The 20,045-nt window shown below is 61.5% G+C and carries 16 protein-coding genes; 5 read left to right on the top strand and 11 right to left on the bottom strand.

The window, feature by feature from the left end; all coding sequences use genetic code 11:
- Positions 1-45 precede the first annotated feature (45 nt).
- From TR36_RS07045 to dusB, 3 genes are read right to left on the bottom strand one after another with little or no spacing between them, the layout of a single operon-like run.
- Positions 46-1,410, bottom strand: coding sequence for a sigma-54-dependent Fis family transcriptional regulator (locus TR36_RS07045; protein WP_045390619.1), 1,365 nt, complete (start codon positions 1,408-1,410; stop codon positions 46-48).
- Positions 1,411-2,514, bottom strand: a complete 1,104-nt coding sequence (locus tag TR36_RS07040; RefSeq protein WP_045390622.1) for a nitrogen regulation protein NR(II) — start codon at positions 2,512-2,514, stop codon at positions 1,411-1,413.
- Positions 2,511-3,497, bottom strand: coding sequence for a tRNA dihydrouridine synthase DusB (gene dusB / locus TR36_RS07035; protein WP_045390626.1), 987 nt, complete (start codon positions 3,495-3,497; stop codon positions 2,511-2,513). The genes TR36_RS07040 and dusB overlap by 4 nt, the downstream gene beginning before the upstream one ends.
- Positions 3,498-3,671: 174 nt before the next feature.
- Here dusB and TR36_RS07030 point away from each other — a divergent pair, with 174 nt between their 5' ends.
- Genes TR36_RS07030 through TR36_RS07020 form a run of 3 tightly spaced genes read left to right on the top strand, consistent with a single transcriptional unit; the run spans position 3,672 to position 5,745 of the window.
- Positions 3,672-4,787 (top strand): bifunctional 2-C-methyl-D-erythritol 4-phosphate cytidylyltransferase/2-C-methyl-D-erythritol 2,4-cyclodiphosphate synthase, encoded by a 1,116-nt coding sequence (locus tag TR36_RS07030; protein ID WP_045390629.1) that lies wholly within the window; start codon positions 3,672-3,674, stop codon positions 4,785-4,787.
- Positions 4,778-5,275, top strand: a complete 498-nt coding sequence (locus TR36_RS07025; protein ID WP_045390632.1) for a phosphatidylglycerophosphatase A — start codon at positions 4,778-4,780, stop codon at positions 5,273-5,275. Before TR36_RS07030 ends, TR36_RS07025 begins: the two co-directional genes overlap by 10 nt.
- Complete coding sequence (locus TR36_RS07020; protein ID WP_045390633.1) at positions 5,272-5,745, top strand: CinA family protein; 474 nt, start codon at positions 5,272-5,274, stop codon at positions 5,743-5,745. Before TR36_RS07025 ends, TR36_RS07020 begins: the two co-directional genes overlap by 4 nt.
- Here TR36_RS07020 and TR36_RS07015 read toward each other — a convergent pair.
- A complete protein-coding gene (locus TR36_RS07015; protein ID WP_045390636.1) occupies positions 5,736-6,185 on the bottom strand; it encodes a type II toxin-antitoxin system RatA family toxin in 450 nt (149 codons plus the stop codon). The genes TR36_RS07020 and TR36_RS07015 overlap by 10 nt on opposite strands.
- A 123-nt stretch (positions 6,186-6,308) precedes the next feature.
- Here TR36_RS07015 and TR36_RS07010 point away from each other — a divergent pair, with 123 nt between their 5' ends.
- Positions 6,309-6,488 carry a hypothetical protein gene (locus TR36_RS07010; RefSeq protein WP_045390639.1) on the top strand — a complete coding sequence of 60 codons (180 nt, stop codon included), beginning with the start codon at positions 6,309-6,311 and terminating at the stop codon, positions 6,486-6,488.
- Here TR36_RS07010 and TR36_RS07005 read toward each other — a convergent pair.
- Entirely contained in the window at positions 6,485-8,116 is a 1,632-nt protein-coding gene (locus TR36_RS07005) for an alpha-amylase family glycosyl hydrolase (RefSeq protein WP_062762841.1), read from the bottom strand. The two genes, TR36_RS07010 and TR36_RS07005, sit on opposite strands and share 4 nt — an antisense overlap.
- A 114-nt stretch (positions 8,117-8,230) precedes the next feature.
- On the opposite strand from TR36_RS07005, the gene TR36_RS07000 reads away from it, so the two are divergent.
- Positions 8,231-9,148, top strand: coding sequence for a glucokinase (locus TR36_RS07000; protein ID WP_045390645.1), 918 nt, complete (start codon positions 8,231-8,233; stop codon positions 9,146-9,148).
- On the opposite strand, the gene TR36_RS06995 is transcribed toward TR36_RS07000, so the two are convergent.
- The 6 genes from TR36_RS06995 to TR36_RS06970 all read right to left on the bottom strand — a co-directional run bounded on the left by TR36_RS06995 (position 9,141) and on the right by TR36_RS06970 (position 19,919).
- Positions 9,141-10,760: an alpha-D-glucose phosphate-specific phosphoglucomutase gene (locus TR36_RS06995; protein ID WP_045390648.1), complete on the bottom strand. Its 1,620-nt coding sequence runs from the start codon at positions 10,758-10,760 to the stop codon at positions 9,141-9,143. The genes TR36_RS07000 and TR36_RS06995 overlap by 8 nt on opposite strands.
- A 9-nt stretch (positions 10,761-10,769) precedes the next feature.
- Positions 10,770-12,683: a glycogen debranching protein GlgX gene (glgX, locus tag TR36_RS06990; RefSeq protein ID WP_062762838.1), complete on the bottom strand. Its 1,914-nt coding sequence runs from the start codon at positions 12,681-12,683 to the stop codon at positions 10,770-10,772.
- Positions 12,680-14,113: a glycogen synthase GlgA gene (glgA, locus tag TR36_RS06985; protein WP_045390654.1), complete on the bottom strand. Its 1,434-nt coding sequence runs from the start codon at positions 14,111-14,113 to the stop codon at positions 12,680-12,682. Before glgA ends, glgX begins: the two co-directional genes overlap by 4 nt.
- Positions 14,114-14,206: 93 nt before the next feature.
- A complete protein-coding gene (glgB, locus tag TR36_RS06980) occupies positions 14,207-16,381 on the bottom strand; it encodes a 1,4-alpha-glucan branching protein GlgB (RefSeq protein ID WP_062762834.1) in 2,175 nt (724 codons plus the stop codon).
- Positions 16,382-16,389: 8 nt separating this feature from the next.
- The gene (locus TR36_RS06975; RefSeq protein ID WP_082714881.1) at positions 16,390-18,777 is read right to left on the bottom strand and encodes a glycogen/starch/alpha-glucan phosphorylase; all 2,388 of its coding nucleotides are present in this window, start codon (positions 18,775-18,777) and stop codon (positions 16,390-16,392) included.
- A gap of 71 nt (positions 18,778-18,848) precedes the next feature.
- Positions 18,849-19,919 carry a dipeptidase gene (locus TR36_RS06970; protein WP_062762831.1) on the bottom strand — a complete coding sequence of 357 codons (1,071 nt, stop codon included), beginning with the start codon at positions 19,917-19,919 and terminating at the stop codon, positions 18,849-18,851.
- Positions 19,920-20,045: the final 126 nt, after the last annotated feature.

The raw sequence follows: 20,045 nt of genomic DNA, 5'->3' as shown, positions 1-20,045 counted from the left end.
ACGGGGCTGAACCTTCGGGCACATGATTATACCCTCATTGCGGTGCTACATCAGCTTGCGCCGCCGTGTCACGCGAATATCCAGATCCGTTATCTTCTTGCGCAGGGTATTGCGGTTGATCCCCAGAAGATCAGCACATTTGGCCTGATTGCCCGCAGTGGCATCAAGGGCGATCTCGATCAGCGGGCCTTCCACCTCGCGCAGGATGCGTTGATAGACGCCGGGGGGCGGCAGTGCCCCGCCATGCAGATCGAAATACCGCTTCAGGTGGCGGGCAACCGAAGCCGACAGCTTCTCGCTCTCGCCCCCGCCCTTGAGCGGCTCCATCGCGGGCTGGGCGCCCAGCACGGCCTCTACCTCGGATTTCGTGATCTCTGCCTCGCCCGAGGTCACGATCAGGCGGCGCAGGGTATTTTCCAGCTGCCGCACATTGCCCGGCCAGCTATAGGCGCGGACCAGTTCACGCGCGTCGCTGTTCAGCCGACGGACGGTGCCCATATCCCGCTCTCCGCGGGCCAAGAAATGTTCGGCCAGCAGCGGAATATCATCCACCCGTTCGCGCAGGGCCGGCACATGCAGCGTCACGCCCCCCAGACGGTAGAACAGATCCTGACGGAAGGATCCCTGCTCCATCCGGGCCTGCAGATCGCTTTGCGAGGTCGCCATGATCCGTGGCGCGTGTTCGCCCATCTGGTCCAGCAGGCGTACGATGCGGGCCTGCGTATCCTCATCGTAATCGGCCACCTCGTCGAACACGAGGCTGCCCCCCTTTGCCCGCGACATCAGCGCCGAAGGCCCGTCGGCCCCTTGCAGATCGCCGGATTGGGCCACCACGAAGGGCTGCGTCCGACGGTCCGAGAAATCGTGGATCGCGCGGGCAATCAGCGATTTCCCCGTTCCGGATTCCCCGGTGATCAGAACAGCCAGATCGGTGTTCATCACACGCGCCACCAGCCGGTAAAGGGCCTGCATTGCAGGCGTGCGTCCGACCAGCGGCAGATCATCGGCACCTTCACGCGGTGCGGCCGTACGGGGTGGCACGCGGCGCTTCATGTCAAGCGCGCGCGCCGAACGCTTCATCAGATCCGGCAGGTCGAAAGGTTTGGGCAGGTAGTCATAGGCCTCGGCCTCGGCGGCCTGAATGGCGGTCATGATGGTGTTCTGCGCCGAGATGACTATGACCGGCAGCCCCGGACGCAGCTTGGAGATGCGCGGCAGCGCCTCCAGTCCGTTCCCGTCGGGCATGACCACATCGGAAATGACCAGATCGCCCTTTCCCTCCTCCACCCAACGCATCAGCGTCATCAGCGACGAGGTCGCATGCACCTTGCATCCCGCGCGTGTCAGCGCCTGCGTCAACACGGTACGAATGGTGCGGTCGTCGTCTGCAACAAGAATGGTGCCGTCCATTTAAATCTCCATCGCAGGCTGCGCTGCCTCTCGCGGGGCAACTGGAAGGGAAACCCGGAATACGGTCCGTCCGGGCACGGAATCGACGGAAATGATACCGCCATGATCCGAAATGATCTTGGATACGAGCGCGAGGCCCAGGCCTGTCCCGTTCTCACGACCCGAAACGAACGGATCGAAAATGGATTCCGCGATCTCGGGCTTGATGCCCGGACCGTCGTCGATGATCTCTACCTGCAGCGGAAGGGCGCTGCCCTGCCCGTCCTTGCGACGCAACCGCAGGGCAAGATCGTAGAAGGTGCGCAACCGGATCGTTCCGCCGGTCTTGCCCGACGCCTCTGCCGCATTCTTGATCAGGTTCAGGAAAACCTGCATCAACTGGTCGGCGTCGGCAAAGGTGGCGGGCAAGGACGGGTCATAATCCTCGATGATCTGCATTTTTGCGGCAAATCCGACGACCGCCGAGCGGCGGGCGCGGTCCAGCGCATCATGGATGTTCACAGCGCGGCATTCCGGCGGGCGGATATTGCCGAATTGCTCCACCTGCTCCAGCAGTTTCACGATCCGGCGGGTTTCCTCGACGATCAGATCCGCCAGTTCCCGATCCTCGGCATTGAGGTTTTCGGAAATCAGCTGCGCCGCCCCCGAAATACCGGCCAGAGGGTTCTTGATCTCATGCGCGAGCATCTCGGCCATTCCGATGGCGGAGCGGGCCGCCGACCGGACCGCATCCACACGCCCCAGCCTGTCCGCAAGTTCACGCGGCGAGATCAGCAGCAGCAGCAGGCCGCGCACATCCCCCAAAGGCGCTATCTGCACGTTGCACTGGACGGGCGGGCGTTCGCCGGTGGTTACATCCACATCATTGATGAACAGGGCCGACTGGTTGCGCCGAACCCGGTCCAGCGCCTCATCCATCGGCGCATCAATCGAAAGACGGTCCAGAACCGGTTGCTGAAGCAGGCTTTTCTGCGAAGCATTCAAAAAATTCTCGGCAACCGGATTGATGGCGGCAATCAGGTTTGCCGTATCGATCAGCAGGGCGGGCACAGGCAGGCTGGCCCAGATTGCTCCGGCGGGCAGGTGATCGATGCTGCCGCTCATGCTGCACACCGCGCAGGTTCGGACAATGCCGCCCGAACCGCCTTTTCTACGGCTGCGGGGTCGGTTTCGGTCAGGGCATTGCCCTTGACCGCCCCTGCCGCCTCCAGATACCAACCGAGATGCTTACGCGCCACTTTCACCCCCAGCTCGATACCGTAAAATCCCAGCATCGCTTGATAATGCCCGATAACCATGTCGGCGAGCGCAGCCCCCTGCGGCACCACCGGCGCCGGCGTTCCGTAAAGCGCCGCCGCAATCTGGGCCAGAATCCAAGGCCGCCCCTGCGCGCCCCGCCCCACCATCACGCCATCCGCGCCCGATTGGCGCAGAGCCTCGGCGGCGGTATCGGCATCCGTGATGTCACCATTGGCGATCACGGGAACATTTACGGCCTCGGTCACCGGACGGATTGCGGCCCAATTGGCGCGGCCCTTGTAGAACTGGCACCGGGTACGCCCGTGGATGGTGATCATCCGCACACCGGCCGCCTCGGCCCGCGCGGCGATTTCCGGCGCGTTATGGCTGTCATCATCCCACCCCAGACGCATCTTCAGCGTCACCGGAACCTGCACGGCCTGCACCACCGCCTCGATCAGGGTCAGCGCCAGATCCGGCTCGCGCATCAGGGCCGAACCGCAGGCACCGGCACCACCGGCCGAGGTTACCCGCTTGGCGGGGCAGCCCATGTTGATGTCGATGATCCGTGCGCCCTGCGCCTCGACATATCGCGCGGCCTCTGCCAGCCAATAGGCATCACGCCCTGCAAGCTGTACCGATGTCGCCCCTTCGCCAAAGCCGAGTTCCGCCTTCGCACGGGCCGCGGGCTTTGCCTGCACCACCTCCTGGCTTGCGACCATTTCCGACACCACCAGCCCAGCGCCGAAACGGCCGACAAGCTGACGGAACGGCAAATCGGTGATCCCTGCCAGAGGGGCAAGCAGGACCGGGGGGTCGATGGAGACAGAGGCGATGTTGATGGGCAAGTGCCTAAACCTTAAGCGTCAGCCTCGGATTAGGCCGAAAGTTGATCTTATACAATTTCATCAATTGAAAACAGGCTTCTAAACAAAGCAAACGCCTTATTTTTATTCGTTTTGCATATATTTGTGGCGAAGACATGACTTTCCAGAATGAAAACCGCGTGTCATATCGCCAGTATGAGCACCGTAGCCATCATCGTGGCCGCCGGACGCGGAACCCGCGCAGGTGGCGAAATGCCGAAGCAATGGCAGTCCCTGCTGGGCCGCCCCCTGCTGGCCCATACGCTGGATGCCTTTGCCGGAATGCAGCGGATTCTGGTGATCCACCCCGACGATCGCCCCCTTGCCCAAGGCTTGGGCGTGGAGCTGGTAGAAGGCGGCAGCAGTCGCACGGAATCAGTACATAACGCCCTGAAAGCGCTGACCGGGCGCGGGGTTGCCCGTGTCCTGATTCACGATGCTGCCCGACCGCTGGTTTCGCCCGACGTGATTGGCCGCGTGATTGCAGCACTGGACACCGCAGCCGGTGCGGCCCCCGCCCTTCCGGTCACGGATGCATTATGGCGTGGCGAGACGCATGTGACTGGTACGGAATCACGCGAACATCTGTGGCGCGCGCAGACCCCTCAGGGGTTCGATTATGCCGCCCTCTGCGACGCCTATGACCGGCATAGCGGCCCCGCCGCCGATGATGTGGCCGTGGCCCGCGCCGCGGGACTCGAGGTTGCCATCGTCGAGGGGGAGGACGATAATATCAAGGTAACCTGGCCGCAGGATTTCCAACGGGCCGAGGGTTTGCTGAAAGGGCGCGCAATGGATCTACGTTTGGGCAATGGCTATGATGTCCACCGCTTCGGGGAGGGGGACCACGTCTGGCTGTGCGGCATCAAGGTGCCACACGGTCGTGGTCTGGTCGGCCATTCCGATGCCGATGTGGGTATGCATGCGCTGACCGATGCAATCTATGGCGCCTTGGCCGAGGGCGATATCGGTCGTCACTTCCCCCCTTCCGACCCGCAATGGAAAGGGGCTGCCAGCCACATCTTTCTGGAACACGCCGTCGGGCTGATGCGGGATCGCGGATACCGTCTGGCGAATTGCGACATAACGCTGGTGTGTGAATACCCCAAGGTGGGCCCCCATGCCGCCGCGATGCAGGCCGAACTGGCCCGGATCATGGCGGTGGACCTTGGTCGCGTCTCGGTAAAGGCAACCACCTCCGAACGCCTGGGCTTTACCGGGCGCGAGGAAGGGATTGCCGCCATTGCCACTGCCGCCCTGGTATCGGAATGACACGCTGGATCTGCCTCGGTTTCGGATTGGGGCTGCTGCGCCCCGCCCCCGGCACATGGGGCTCCTTGGGGGCGCTAATAATCGGGCTGCTGATCGACCGCGCTTTCGGTTTTCCGGGGTTGCTCGTCGCCACGCTGCTGGTCACCCTGCTGGCCTATTTTACCCTGCGTGCCGAGCTGGGTACCGGACATGAGGACCCGTCGGAATTCGTGATCGACGAGGTTGCGGGCCAGTGGCTTGCGCTGCTGTTTCCCTCTGCCGCATTCTGGTGGCACGGCCTTAGCGATTGGGCAATCGTGGCCTATCCGGGGTGGATTGCGGCATTCCTGTTCTTCCGTCTGTTCGACATATGGAAGCCATGGCTCGTGGGCAGGGCCGACCGCATGGGCGGCCCGTGGGGGGTGCTGTCCGATGACCTTTGGGCCGGGGTGTTTGCAGGCGTTGCCACGATGCTGGCTGCGGGTTTTGCCCATGGGGTGCTGATGTGAATACCGCCGACCTGATCGCACGGGCAAGCGCGCTCGGCCTGACCATCACCACCGCCGAAAGCTGCACCGCAGGCATGACGGCAGCGGCCCTGACCGATCCGGCCGGTGCATCCCGCGTATTCGAACGCGGGTTTGTGACCTATTCCAATGCGGCCAAGATCGACATGCTTGGTGTACGCCCCGAAACGCTGGAAAGAACCGGCGCCGTTTCCGAGGAGACGGCCCGCGAAATGGCCGAAGGGGCACGTCATCGCGCTGCTGCGGATATTGCCGTCAGCATCACGGGCATTGCAGGACCGGGCGGGTCCGAATTCAAACCTGAAGGGCGGGTATGCTTTGCCCTTGCCCGTTCAAACGCACCGACCATTTCGGAAACCTGTGAATTCGGGGCATTGGGACGAGGGGCCGTCAGGCTGGCTGCCCGCGACCATGCCCTTGGGCTGATCGCAAAGGCGCTGGATCAGCCGTAAAGCACGGCCGCACGTTTCTCAAAGGCGCGCACGATCCGCTGCATCGCTTCATTGAAGACGACACCGATGATCCTTTGAAGGATCACGTTCTTGAATTCGAAATCCACAAAAAATTCCACTTCGCATCCGCCTTCGGGCAGATCGCTGAAGGACCATGTCGATTTCAGATATTTGAACGGGCCATCCAGATATTCTGTATCGATTTTCTTGGGTTCAGGCCACAATGTGACCCGGCTACCGAACCGTTCGCGAAACACCTTGAAGGAGATCACGAGATCCGCTTCCATCACCTCACCCCCGCCATCGATCGGGGTCCGCGACCGGATGCGCGCGGCAGAGTTCCAGGGCAAGAACTTGGGGTAAGACCCGACATCGGCCACCAGATCATACATCTGCTGGGCACTGTAGGGTAGTTTCCGGGCTTCCTGATGGGTCGGCATAGCGTTCTCCGTATCACGCGCGGCGGTTTTCGCGGCTCTATCTGCCAAGCGCAAGGGGTCCTGTGCAAATACCCCGAGGCGCGCTAGGTTCAGCACCATAGACGCTAGCTGAAAGACACCTGCATGAATTTGATCTGGTTTGTTCGAATGGCGCGTTGGGCGCGTCACCCCCCACCGATGTGGAAGGTGCTGCTGGTCTTCGGTGTCATTGCCGCCTGCGGGGCAATGGTGCTGTTCGAACGGCAGGTCGGTTGGCCCGACTGGCTGACCGTGAACAGCGGCGGCAGCATGCGCATCCGTTAGGCCCGCCGTGCAAGGCAGAAGCCGAACGGACCCAGCTTGACCGTTTTGGCCGGTGCCGCAGTGCCCGTATCAGGGCCGATCGCCTCCCATTTGCCATCAGGCATATGGGCGGTGACATCCCCTGCCCCGAGGTTGAAGGCACAGAAGATCGTCTCGGTCCCGAGGCGCATGAATTGCGCCAGATCTCCGTCGGTCCACATCGCATCCATCGCACCGTGGCGCAGGGTCGGATGATCCTTGCGCAGGCGAATGGCCGCCCGATAATGCTCCAGCATCGATCCGGCGGTTCCTTCCTGCTCGCTTACGGCAAGGGGCAGGTGGGATTGGCCTACGGGCAGCCACGGCTTTTCCGAAGTCGAGAACCCGCCATCGGGGCGGTTTTCCCAGACCATCGGGGTACGGGCCCCGTCCCGGCCCTTGAACTCGGGCCAGAACTCCTTGCCATAGGGATCGCGGATGTCCTCAAAGGCCACCTCCGCCTCGGGCAGACCCAGTTCCTCCCCTTGATAGATACAGGCCGAACCGCGCAGGCACATCAACAGCACCGCATAATTCTTCAGCGCCGCATCACAGGCTTTCCACCGGGTCGGCAGGCGTACCGTATCGTGGTTGGAATAGGCCCAGCAGGGCCATGCATCCGGGGCCGCCCGGTTCATCCGGTGGAATGTATCCTCCAGGCTGTCGGCGGTCAGCCGTTTTGGCTGAAGCAGCTCGAAAGGATAGCACATATGCACCTTGTCATTGCCCGAGGTGTATTCGGCCATCAGCTCCAACCCCTTCTGGGCATCGCCAACCTCGCCCACGGCGGCCGCGCCATATGGCTCCATCTCCGCCCGCAAACGGCGCAGGAAATCGATGTTCTCGGGCTGGTTCTTGTCGAACAGGTGCAACTGGTGGTTATAGGGGTTCACCGAAGGCGCGATGCTGTCATTGCGCAGCTCCCGCGGCAGGGGCGGATTGCTTCGCAGATAGCGGTCGCAGAAGTAAAAGTTGATGACATCCAGCCGGAACCCGCCAACACCCTTTTTCAACCAATAGCGCAACACATCGAGCAGCGCCTCCTGCACCTCGGGGTTGTGCAGGTTCAGGTCAGGCTGAGAGCTGAGGAAGTTGTGCAGGTAATACTGCTCCCGCCGCGAATCCCAATGCCATGCCGACCCGCCGAACATCGACAGCCAGTTGTTTGGAACGGTGCCATCGGGTGACGGATCTGCCCAGACGTACCAATCCGCCTTCGGGTTGTCGCGGCTTTGGCGGCTTTCCTGAAACCATGCGTGCGTGGAGGCGGTGTGCGAGAACACCAGATCGATCATGACGCGCAGACCCAGTTCGTCGGCGCGGGCGATCACCTCGTCGAAGTCCTCATCCGCGCCGAACATCGGATCCACGGCGCAGTAATCTTCGACATCATAGCCGAAATCCAGCATCGGCGATTTGAAGAACGGGCTGACCCAGACCGCATCCGCCCCAAGCCTCGCGATATGCTCCAACCGTCGCGTGATGCCTCTGAGATCCCCGACACCATCGCCGCTGCTATCCTGATAGCTGCGGGGGTAGATCTGGTAGATCGTGGCACCACGCCACCAGTTGCGGTCATTCCGGTCGACCGGGCGCATCGCTGAGTCCATGCCGTTTCCTCTTCGTTACCTGAACATCAACATAACGCATACAAAACACTTTTCGACCCCCCGCTTGCGGGCAACCATAAGCGTGCTAAACCCGAGGGAAGAGGGAGGCGTCTGATGTCCGATTTGTTTCTGGTGGCCGATGTTGGCGGCACAAATACCCGCGTGGCCTTGGCCGATGGCCTGAATATCGATCCCGAAAGCGTCCGACGCTATTCGAATGCCGAACATCCCAGCCTGACCGTCATTCTGGACAGGTACCTGCAAGAGGTGAAAACAAAGGTCCGTGGCGCCTGTCTGGCTGTTGCGGGGCCTGTGGCGAACGGTGTGGCACGGCTGACCAATCTGGATTGGGTTATCGATCCCGATATGCTGCGCACCGCCACGGGCGCCGGATCGGTCGCGGTGCTGAATGACTTGCAGGCGCAGGGCTGGGCATTGGGCCACATCACAAAACTGCGACCGCTGGTTCAGGGTGAAGAAGCTCCGGCAGACGCCAGCCGTCTGGTGGTAGGGATCGGGACCGGCTTTAACGCGGCCCCCGTGCATATGGTCAATGGCGGCCGAATCGTTCCCGCCGCCGAGAGCGGGCATGTGACCCTGCCGATGCGCAGCGAAGAAGATCTGCAACTGGGGAACTACCTGTCACAGACCCACGGTTTTCCGGGTGTCGAAGAGGCGCTTTCAGGACGCGGACTGGCGGCTATCCACGGTTTCGTCGCCGGTGCGCCCCGCCCCTCGTCCGAAATCATCCCGCTGATCGGCTCCGATCCCGAAGCGACCCGCACCGCGCGTATTTTCTGCCGGCTGCTGGGGAATGTTGTCGGGGACCTGGCACTGCACAACCTGCCCTTTGGCGGCATCGCATTGTGTGGCGGCATGGCCCGCGCAATGGGGCCGCATCTGGTCGAACTGGGGTTTGTCGATGCGATGCATGACAAGGGCCGCTTTTCGGCCCTTGTGCAATCGATCTCGGTTCAGGTGATCGAGAATGATTACGCAGCCCTGATCGGCTGCGCAAACTCGCTCAGGTAATCACGTCGGGCGTAACGCGACCGGTATAGCCCTGAATGTCCGCCAGCCCTTGGGCCGCGCGGATGACCGGGGCCAATGCTTCTTGCGGGTCCTGATCGAAACCGCTTTCGGCATAACGCTCCAGATATAGCCGCAGGGTCGCGCCCTGGGTTCCCGTGCCTGACAGACGCATCACGATACGGCTGCCATCCTCGAACAGGATGCGTACGCCCTGCTTGGCCGAGGTGGAACCATCGACCGGATCGGTATAGGCAAAATCGTCGGCATTCGCGATCTTCAGTCCCTCGATCTCACGCCCGGGCAGATCTGCCAGCGAACCGCGCAGCGCGGCCATCATGGCATCCGCCTTGTCCTTGTCCACCGCTTCGAAATCATGGCGCGAGTAGTAGTTGCGACCGTATTTCGCCCAATGCGCCTCAAGAATTTCCGAGACCGACTGGCCGCGAACCGCAAGAATGTTCAGCCATAGCAATACGGCCCAAAGACCATCCTTCTCACGGACGTGGTCCGATCCGGTGCCGAAACTTTCTTCGCCGCACAGCGTCACGCGGCCCGCATCCAGAAGATTGCCGAAGAATTTCCAGCCCGTCGGCGTCTCAAAGGCCTCGATCCCCAGATCGGCGGCAACACGGTCCACCGCTGCGGATGTCGGCATCGAGCGGGCCACACCGGCAATCCCCTTGGCATAGCCTTTGGCCAGATGCGCGTTTGCCGCCAGTACAGCCAGGCTGTCCGAGGGGGAGACATAGATGCCCCGACCCACCACCATGTTCCGGTCCCCGTCCCCATCAGAGGCGGCGCCGAAATTCGGTGCATCATCACCCATCATCTCGGCCATAAGCTCATGCGCCCAGGTCGGGTTCGGATCGGGGTGCATTCCGCCGAAATCCGGCAGCGGGGTGCCATGGGTCACCGTACCGGCAGGGGCGCCAAGGCGGTTTTCCAGAATTTCGGTCGCATAGGGACCTGTCACGGCGCACATCGCATCAAAACGCATGCGGAAGCCATTGGCGAACATTGCACGGATCTTGTCGAAATCGAACAGCGTTTCCATCAGCGCGGCGTAATCGGCCACACAATCGACCACCTCGACGGCCATCCCGCCGATGGTGGTCTCACCGATTGCGCCCAGATCCACATCCTGCGCCTCGACGATGTTGTAGCTGACCAGTACGCTCGCTTCGCGGAACATGGCATCGGTGATGTTTTCCGGCGCGGGGCCACCGTTGGGCATGTTGAACTTGATGCCGAAATCCTCATCCTCGCCGCCGGGGTTGTGGCTGGCCGAAAGGATGATGCCGCCGTCGGTTTTCCGGCTGCGGATAAGATGGGATGCAGCGGGCGTGGACAGGATACCGCCCTGCCCCACGATCACCTTTGCCGCGCCATTGGCTGCCGCGATCCGCAGGATGACCTGCACAGCGCGGTCATTGAAGAACCGCCCGTCGCCGCCGACGATGAACGTCTTGCCCTTGGCACCGCCGATCGCGTTGAAGATCGCCTGTACGAAGTTTTCCAAGTAGTGCGCTTGCATGAACACACGGGTTTTCTTGCGCAAGCCAGAGGTTCCGGGTTTCTGATCGTCGAAGGCAACAGTCTGGATGGTCGTCATTCTTGGTTCCTAATCGATGTGCCGGAAGACCAACACGGAATGGGCGGGGGCTTCAATCCCCCAATTCGGCTGGTCCGCATCCGGCTGCGTCGTATCAAGCACCAGTTGCCAGTTGCGGCCATAAGGCAGGGTCAGCGGATGGGCAGCTCCTTGGTTGAATACCGCCAGCAGACTTTCCCTGCTATCATTCAGCTCCATTGTCAGAAGCGATAGGTCCGCCCAATCATCCGGTTTGAGCGGTCGGGCATCTGCATCGAGCCATGCGATATCGGGGCGTCCGTTCGCCCCCACCGTACCATGGCGGTATCGGGGGTATCCCAGCAACGGGCAATCCGACCGCAGAATCGCGAGTTTGGACAGGAACGCACGCATTGGATCGGCAGACCAGTCCACCCACCCCAGTTCGTTATCCTGTGAATAGGTATTGTTATTGCCGTATTGGGTATTTCCCATTTCATCACCGGCCATGACCATTGGCGTTCCCTGGGCCAACATCAGCGTGGCCAGCAGATTCCTGCGGCGCAGGGCGCGAACCTCTTTCAGCCCTTTGTCCGGCCCTTCCATCCCCATGTTGTCAGAGATATTCTCGGGGTGGCCGTCCCGGCCTTCCTCACCGTTCGCCTCATTGTGGCGATGGGCATAGCTGACCACATCGGTCAGCGTGAAGCCGTCATGGCAGGTCAGATAGTTGATGCTGCGTGTTGCAGGCCGATTGTCCCGATCGAACACCTCTGCCGAACCGGACAGACGCGCGGCAAGTGCCCCGTAAGAGCCATCTCCCCGCCAGAAATGACGGATATCGTCACGGAACTTGTCGTTCCATTCGGCGAACGGCGGCGGGAACGACCCGAGTTGATAACCGTCCGGCCCCATGTCCCACGGCTCGGCAATCATCTTCAGATCACGCAGTAACGGGTCCTGCCGGATGGCATCGAACAAGGGGGCTCGTGCGGAAAACCCGTCCGGCCTGCGCCCCAGCACTGTTGCCAGATCAAAGCGGAAGCCATCCACCCCCATTTCCCCGGCCCAGAACCGGAGGGCATCCATGGCCATGCGAACCACCATCGGATTGTCGAAATCCAGCGTATTGCCCGTGCAGGCCTCGTTGCACAGCCGCCCGTCCGACATGCGGTAATAGCTGGGGGCATCCAGACCGCGGAACGCGAGCGAGGGTCCGTGTTCATCCCCCTCACCTGTATGGTTCAGCACGATATCGAGGATCAGCTCGATTCCGGCCTTGTGCAGCTGCCGGACCATGGCCCGGAATTGTTCCGGAGTTCCGTAGCGCGGATCGGGCGCGAAATAGCCAAGCGTCTGATAGCCCCAGTAATTGCTCAACCCGCGTTCGACGATAAAGCGGTCATCAATGAAGGCCTGCACGGGAAGCAGTTGCAGCGTGGTCACCCCAAGCCGTTTCAGATGCCGGATCACCGGGGTAGATCCTATCCCTTCGAATGTGCCGCGATAGGCCCTTGGCACCTTCGGGTTCTTCATCGTCAGGCCGCGGACATGCGCCTCGTAAATGATGGTCTGGTTCCATGGCACATTCGGCCTGCCACGCGGGGGGGCATGCGGTGCCCGCACCACACAGCGCGGCATGTCCACCTCGGGATGATGCGGGGCGTCGGGCTGAAAGGCCGGTTGCCAGCGCAGCGGACCCGTCAGTTCCCGGGCATAGGGGTCCAGCAGCAGCCGGTCGGAATTGAACCAATAGCCACGATCCGGTGCATAGAGCCCATGCGCCCGAAAGGCATAGGTATCCCCCGCCCCGACATCCGGCGCTGTGACCGACCAGATATCCCCCTCACGCGTCATTGGCAGGATACGATCAGGGTTGAACAGGCACAGATCCATATGCTCGGCATGGGCAGAGAAGACAGCGAACTGTGTGCCGTCAGCGGTGATCGTCGCGCCCAGATTCATCGGACCAACTCGGCATAAAGCTTGGCATAGGCATTCCCCGATGCCTCCCATCCCACAGGATGGCGCATCGCATTCCGCTGGACCTGAGCCCAGGCCTGCTTGTCCTCCCACAGCTTTATCACCCGCCGCAGCGCCCCTGAAAAGGCGTCCGCCTCGGTGGGGGAGAATGTGAACCCTGTGGCAACGCCCGCGATCATCGAAGCGGGGTTCACGTTGATCACGCTATCAGCCAGCCCCCCGACCTGCGCCACGACCGGCAATGTCCCGTACCGCAGGCCGTACATCTGCGTCAGCCCGCAGGGTTCGAACCGGGATGGCACCAGCACGGCATCGGCGCCCGAAAACATCAGATGGCTCAGCCCTTCGTCATATCCGACCCGGACACCGATCCGTTCGGGATAGCGAACTTCCAGCGAACGCATGGCACCTTCCAGTTGCGGGTCCCCCGCACCCAGAATGGCAATGCCACCTCCTGCCTCGATAAACTCCGGCAGCACCTGCGGTAGCAGATCGATTCCCTTCTGATGGGTCATCCGGCTGACGACGATTGCCAGCGGCCCGGGCACCTCCAGATCGAACGCGGCGCATAGCGTCTTGCGGTTCTCCATCTTCCCGCGCAGCTTGTCCACGCTATAGGGCTTATCCTCGTTTTCCGGATTCCACACTTGCGTATCCACGCCATTCAGGATGCCGGTCACAATGCTCGCCCGCTCGCTCAGCACGCCCTGCAGGCCCATTCCGAATTCGGCACGCATCAGCTCGATCGCGTAATTCGGGGAAACGGTCGTAATGCGATCCGCTGTGACCAGGCCTGCCTTCAGGCTGGACAGGCCACCGTAATATTCCAGGGAATGGGCATGGAATTCATGGGCCGGAAGGCGCAGTTCCCGCAGCATATGCGCCTCGGACCATCCCTGAAACGCGATGTTATGGATCGTCATGATACTGCTGACATCCCGCGGCCCGCCCCATTCCAGATAGGCGGGCGCATATCCGGCCTGCCAGTCATGGGCATGCAATACCTGCGGACGCCAACCATCGATCAGCCCCTCGCGGGCGATGCGCGCGCCGATCCATGACAGGGCGGCAAAGCGACGGGGGTTATCCTCCCAGTCCCCGTGCGGACCCGCGTAAGGGCCACCATCCCGATCATACAGATGCGGCGCATCCAGCAACAGAAAATCGATACCGCCCACACGCCCCGCGTAGACCGTACCCGGCCCGCCGAACAGATCCTCCTCACCGAAAAGCGGCACCATTCCGTCCAACCGCCAACGCAACGACCGGTACGCGGGCATCAGAACCCGCATTTCCGCCCCATTTGCCGCCATTGCAGCCGGCAACGCCCCCGCGACATCCGCAAGCCCGCCCGTTTTCAACAGCGGAACGCACTCCGACACCACCGAAAGTACTCTTATCGTCTTGCTCATCCGCCTCTCCCCGCCCCGCCCTTGCGCTCTACCAACCCTGCAGAGGCAACGTTCCCATTATGGCTGACAGTTCCCAGAAACCGGAAGAAACCATCACCCCTGTCGAAAAAATATCGTTGCCAGCGGCGGAAGCGTGATTTCCGCCGATTGCTGTTGTCCATGCCATGCCACATCCTCGGCGGTGACACCGCCAAGGTTGCCACGGTCACCGCCGCCATAGATTGCGGCATCTGTATTGAGGGCCTCTGTCCAATATCCCGCCGCCGGAAGCCCGATGCGATAGCGCCGTTCCACCGGGGTCATGTTTGCCACCACAACCACCATGGGTTCATCCGGATTGCCCATGCGAACCCAGGCAAAGACCGATGCATCCGCATCGCCCGCCTCCAGCCACCGGAAACCGTCGGGCCGCGTATCGTGGCGGTAAAGCGCGGGTGTATCACGGTAAAGATGGTTCAGATCACGCACCAGCATCTGCACGCCGCGATGCGGGGCCAGATCCGTCTGGTGCCAATCAAGGCTCTGCTGATGCGACCACTCCCGTCCCTGGGCAAATTCGCAGCCCATGAACAGTAGCTTCTTACCCGGATGCCCCCACATGAACCCGTAATAGGCCCGCAGATTGGCAAATTTCTGGTCGCCGCCGCCGGGCATCTTTTCGATCATGCTGCCCTTGCCATGAACCACCTCGTCGTGGCTGATCGGCAGAATGAAATTTTCCGACCAGGCATAATGCAGCCCGAACGTCATTTTATGATGTTCGTATTTGCGGTGGATCGGATCCTTGGCAATGTAGGATAGGGTGTCATTCATCCACCCCATGTTCCATTTGAAGCCGAACCCCAGCCCGCCGTAATTCACGGGGCGGGACACACCGGGATAGGAAGTGCTTTCCTCGGCCGCCGTCATGATGCCCGGATGGCGGCCATAGGCGGTCGCATTCATATCCCGCAGCATGGCGATCGCCTCAAAATTCTCGCGGCCGCCATAGGCATTGGGAACCCATTCCCCCTCACGACGCGAATAATCACGATAGAGCATGGAAGCCACGGCATCGACACGCAGCCCGTCCACATGGAATTCTTCCAGCCAATAAAGCGCATTGGCCGTCAGGTAATTCGTGACCTCACGTCGGCCGTAATTGTAGATCAGCGTGTTCCAGTCCTGATGGAACCCTTCGCGCGGATCGGCGTGTTCATAAAGCGGGGTACCGTCAAACCGTCCCAACCCGTGCGGATCGGTCGGGAAATGCCCCGGAACCCAATCCAGGATCACCCCGATACCCCGCTTGTGTGCTGCATCGATCAGCGACCGGAACTCGTCCGGTGTGCCATGGCGGATCGTGGGCGCGAACATTCCGACAGGCTGGTACCCCCAGCTTCCATCGAAGGGAAACTCCGAGACCGGCATGAATTCCAGATGGGTGAACCCCATCCATTCGGCATAATCCACCAATTGCGTCGCAAGCTCGGCATATGACAGCATCCGGCCGTTCTCTGCCCGCCGCCAGCTGCCCAGATGCACCTCGTAGATGGAAATGGGTGCGTCGACACTGTGACGGGCCGCCCGGCCCTCCATCCATTCTGCATCCGTCCACTGCGGGTGGGCAATATCGCGCACCACGGATGCAGTGGACGGGGGGTGTTCAGCACCGAAACCGACAGGATCGGCCTTATGGGGCAATATCTCCCCCCAGGCCGTGCGTATCTCGTATTTGTAGGGGGCACCTTCGGTTACGCCGGGAATGAAGATTTCCCATACACCCGTCGCCCCGCGGGACCGCATCGGATGCCGCGTGCCGTCCCAGATGTTGAAATCCCCTACGACCGAGACACGCTGTGCGTTCGGCGCCCAAACGGCAAAATGGGTGCCATCCACCCCCTGATGCACCATGCGATGCGCGCCCAGCACCTTCCACAAGGCACGGTGAGTCCCCTCGCCCAGCAGATATTCATCAATTTCCCCCAGAACGGGGCCGAACCGATAGGGATCGTCATATTGCCATTCGGTGCCGTCATTCGTTGCCCGAACGCGGTAATCGGTGGTAGCGGTCAGGCCACGGAACAGGCCGGGGTGATCGGGCACGGGCTGCGCCTCTCCGCCCGGTTCCAGATACAGGCGGGTGGCACCCGGCTGCCAGACCGTGACGACGAATGCCTTGTCCAGCGGATGCGGACCCAGAACGGCAAATGGATTGCCGTGCCGGCCCTCGCGAAGTGCAGCCGCTTCGTGGTGGTCAATCACGGGAACCGTATGGGAAGCTGGCATGCAAATCCTCAGATAGCGGGCGAAACACCCCAAATTTCGGTCATATAACTGCGGATCGTCCTGTCAGAGCTGAAAAAGCCTGATCGGGCCGTATTGCGCGCCGCCATTTCCAGCCAGCGATCCCGGTCCGAGAAGGCACGATCCGCCTGTCCCTGAGCGATAATGTAGGAGTCAAAGTCAGGTGCGACCAGAAAATAATCGTGGTGCCACACGCGATTGACAAGCGCATGGTAGCGCGAAGGGTCGGAGGGCGAAAAACGCCCCTCGGCGATCATCTGCAATACATCGCGCAGCGCCTGGCTGGCCTCGATCGCCTTGCGGGACACATCGGGGTCGGCGCGCGCGGTCAGCACCTCTTCGGCGGTCAGGCCGAACAGGAAGAAGTTTTCCGGCCCCACCTCCTGCAGGATCTCCACATTGGCACCGTCCAGCGTGCCGATCGTGGGCGCACCGTTCATCATGAACTTCATATTGCCGGTGCCCGACGCCTCTTTGCCGGCGGTGGAGATCTGCTGGGACAAATCCGCCGCCGGGACAAGCCGTTCGGCCATGGAGACGTTGTAGTTCGGCGGATAGACAACCTTCAGCAGATCGCCCGTGACGGGATCGGAATTCACGACCGCCGCCACATCGTTGATCAGATGGATGATCTCCTTTGCCACGGCATAACCCGGTGCGGATTTTCCGCCGAAAATCGTGACACGCGGCACCCAACCGGCAGTCGGATTGTCCCGGATCGCCTTCCAGCGGGCGATCGTTTCCAGAATGTTCAGAAGCTGGCGCTTGTATTCATGGATACGCTTCACCTGCACGTCGAACAGCGCGTCGGGATCGATCTGCAGCCCCTGCGTCTCTTTCAGCCAGTTCGAGAGGCGCACCTTGTTCGCACGTTTGGCGGCACCGAACGCCGTTCGGAACGACCGCTCCTCGATATGCGGCTCAAGGTCTTGCAGCCGGTCCAGATCGGCCTCCCACCCCTGCCCGATGGTTTCCGTGATCAGCCCGGCCAGCGGCGGGTTGCACATCTTCAGCCATCGGCGGGGCGTGACACCGTTGGTCTGGTTGATGATGCGATCGGGATGCAGTGCATGGAGTTCGGGAAACAGCGTCTGCTTTACCAGTTCGGTATGCAAGGCCGAAACCCCGTTCACCTTATGGGAGGTGATGAACGCCAGCTCTCCCATCCGCACCTCGTGATGCTTCACGATGCCGACGTAATGCGGGCGGCGGGGATGTTGCTGCTGGTGCCACGCGTCGATCTGCTCCACGATCTGCATGTGGCGGGGCAGCACGGTGCCGAAGGTATAGGTCGCCCACCGCTCCAGCGCCTCGGGCAGCAGGGTGTGGTTGGTATAGCCAAGGCAGCCCTGCGCGATCGTGATCGCATCGGCGAACGGCATGCCGTGTTCATCCATCAGCAGGCGGATCAGTTCCGGCCCTGCGATGGCAGGATGGGTGTCGTTCATCTGGATAGCGACATGATCGTGCAGGCGGCGCAGATCCACACCTTCGGCAACGGCGCGCGCCAGAATATCCTGCAATGCGGCAGAGGTCAGGAAGAACTCCTGCTTCAGGCGCAGCTCCTTGCCCTGATAGGTGCTGTCATCGGGATAAAGCACGCGGGACAACGTATGTGCCAGCACTTTGGCAGAGGCTGCATTCGCATATTCCCCCTGATTGAAGCTGGCCAGATCGAAGGGCGTTGCAGGTTCCGCAGCCCACAGGCGCAAGGTATTTGCCCATTTCCCCTGCCAGCCGATCACCGGAGTGTCATGGGCGACCGCATAAACCGTTTCACCCGGATGCCAGACGGAAACCCCGTCCTTCGTTGAGACCTTTCCCATGAACGGAATGGCATAGCGGTGCATCGGGCGGGCAATATCCCACGGGTTGCCGCACGCAAGCCAGTCATCCGGCGCCTCCATCTGCCGGCCCTCATCAAAGCTTTGGCGAAACAGCCCGAATTCATAGCGGATGCCATAGCCGAATGCGGGGCAGCCAAGCGTGGCCATGGATTCCATGAAGCAGGCCGCCAACCGCCCCAGTCCGCCGTTGCCCAATGCGGCATCCGGCTCATCCTCGATGATGGCAGACAGATCCTGACCAAGGGCGCCCATCGCCTCGCGCACCTCGTCATGCAGGCCCATGTTGATCAGCGCATCTTCCAGCAACCGGCCGATCAGGAATTCCATCGACAGGTAATAGACCCGTTTGCGCCCCTCGGACCGGCTACGGGCCTGCGCCTCCAGCCATGGCGTCAGGAGGCGGTCACGGATGGCATGGGAAAGTGCCATACGCCAATCGGTGACCGATGCGGCATCCGGTGTCTGCCCCAGCGTCAGGGTCAGGTGGCGCATGATATCGGTCTGCAGAAGGGATGAGGTCACGTTCGGGATCTCGCACTGATGGGAAGCCTGTCCCCGGATGATGAAGGGCGTTCTTCCGATCCGTCAAGCGACGTGATGCGTCAATCCCCCCAAGTCCGGCGCAACGCCCCGACCCAGTTGCGCCAGCACAACTTTTCAAGCAGCGCATCATCATAACCGTGCCGGCGCAGGGCATCTTGCAAAGTCGGCAGGCCCGTCACATCCCCGATCCCTTCGGGGATGGTTGCCCCGTCAAAATCCGACCCGAATCCGACGTGATCCTCTCCGAGACGTTCGATCAGATGGTCAAGGTGGCGAAACACGGGCTCCCATCCGATTTCGGGGGCACGCCGACCGTCCTCGCGCAGAAAGACCGTGCCGAAGTTAAGCCCGACCATCCCCTTGCTGTCGCGTATCATCTCCAACTGGCTGTCCGTCAGGTTGCGGGCAGAAGGTGTGACGGCATGGGCATTGGAGTGCGTGGCGATCAATGGCGCATCCGTCAGGCTGGCCACATCATCAAACCCCTTCTGATTGAGGTGGGACAGATCGACCAGTATTTTCAGGGCGTTACACTCGCGGATCAGCCGCTTGCCGCTGTTTGTCAGGCCAGGACCGATATCCGGGTCCGCCGGAAAACGGAACGGAACACCATGGCCGAAGGCTGTCGGCCGGCTCCAGACAGGCCCCAGGGATTTCAGGCCCAATGCGTGAAAAACATGCAGCGCATCCAGATCCGGAGCAATCGCTTCGGCCCCTTCCATGTGCATCACACCAGCAATGACGCCATCATCCATGGCCTGCTCGATTTCGCGCGCCGAGCGTACCAGACGGAACGCCCCGTCCGACGACCGCTCCATCCACATCAGATGGCCTGCCATGGCCAGTGCCACGGGCTGCGCCGCAGTGGCCGGAATGGGCGCGGGAAGCGGCATGTCATAGGGCGGGTTGTTCATGATCCCGTCCACACCGGTTTTGTCGCGGCGCGGCGAGGGCACGTAAATGGCGAACAGTCCGCCTGCAAAACCGCCCCGCTTCATGCGCGGCAGGTCGAGATGCCCCTGTGTTCCCCCTTGCAACCACGTCTTTTCCCGTTGGTCCGGCCCGAAATAAAGGCGGAGAAGGAAATCATTGTGTCCATCGAAAACGGGGATCAGATTGGCATTGGGCATTGGCGGTCCGTCCTGTGTTACAAGCAGGTTGCCACGCTGATGCGGGATTGACCAGAGACCGGATTTCCAAAATTGCCCGGCCGCCGCCCCTTGTCAGACCGCTTTTTAACGCGCGATAACAATGCC

The sequence above is a fragment of the Falsirhodobacter sp. alg1 genome, assembly GCF_000739715.2.
Lineage (GTDB): Bacteria > Pseudomonadota > Alphaproteobacteria > Rhodobacterales > Rhodobacteraceae > Falsirhodobacter.
The sequence above is the reverse complement of the archived record's forward strand: the minus strand, read 5'-3'. Positions and strand labels throughout refer to the sequence as shown.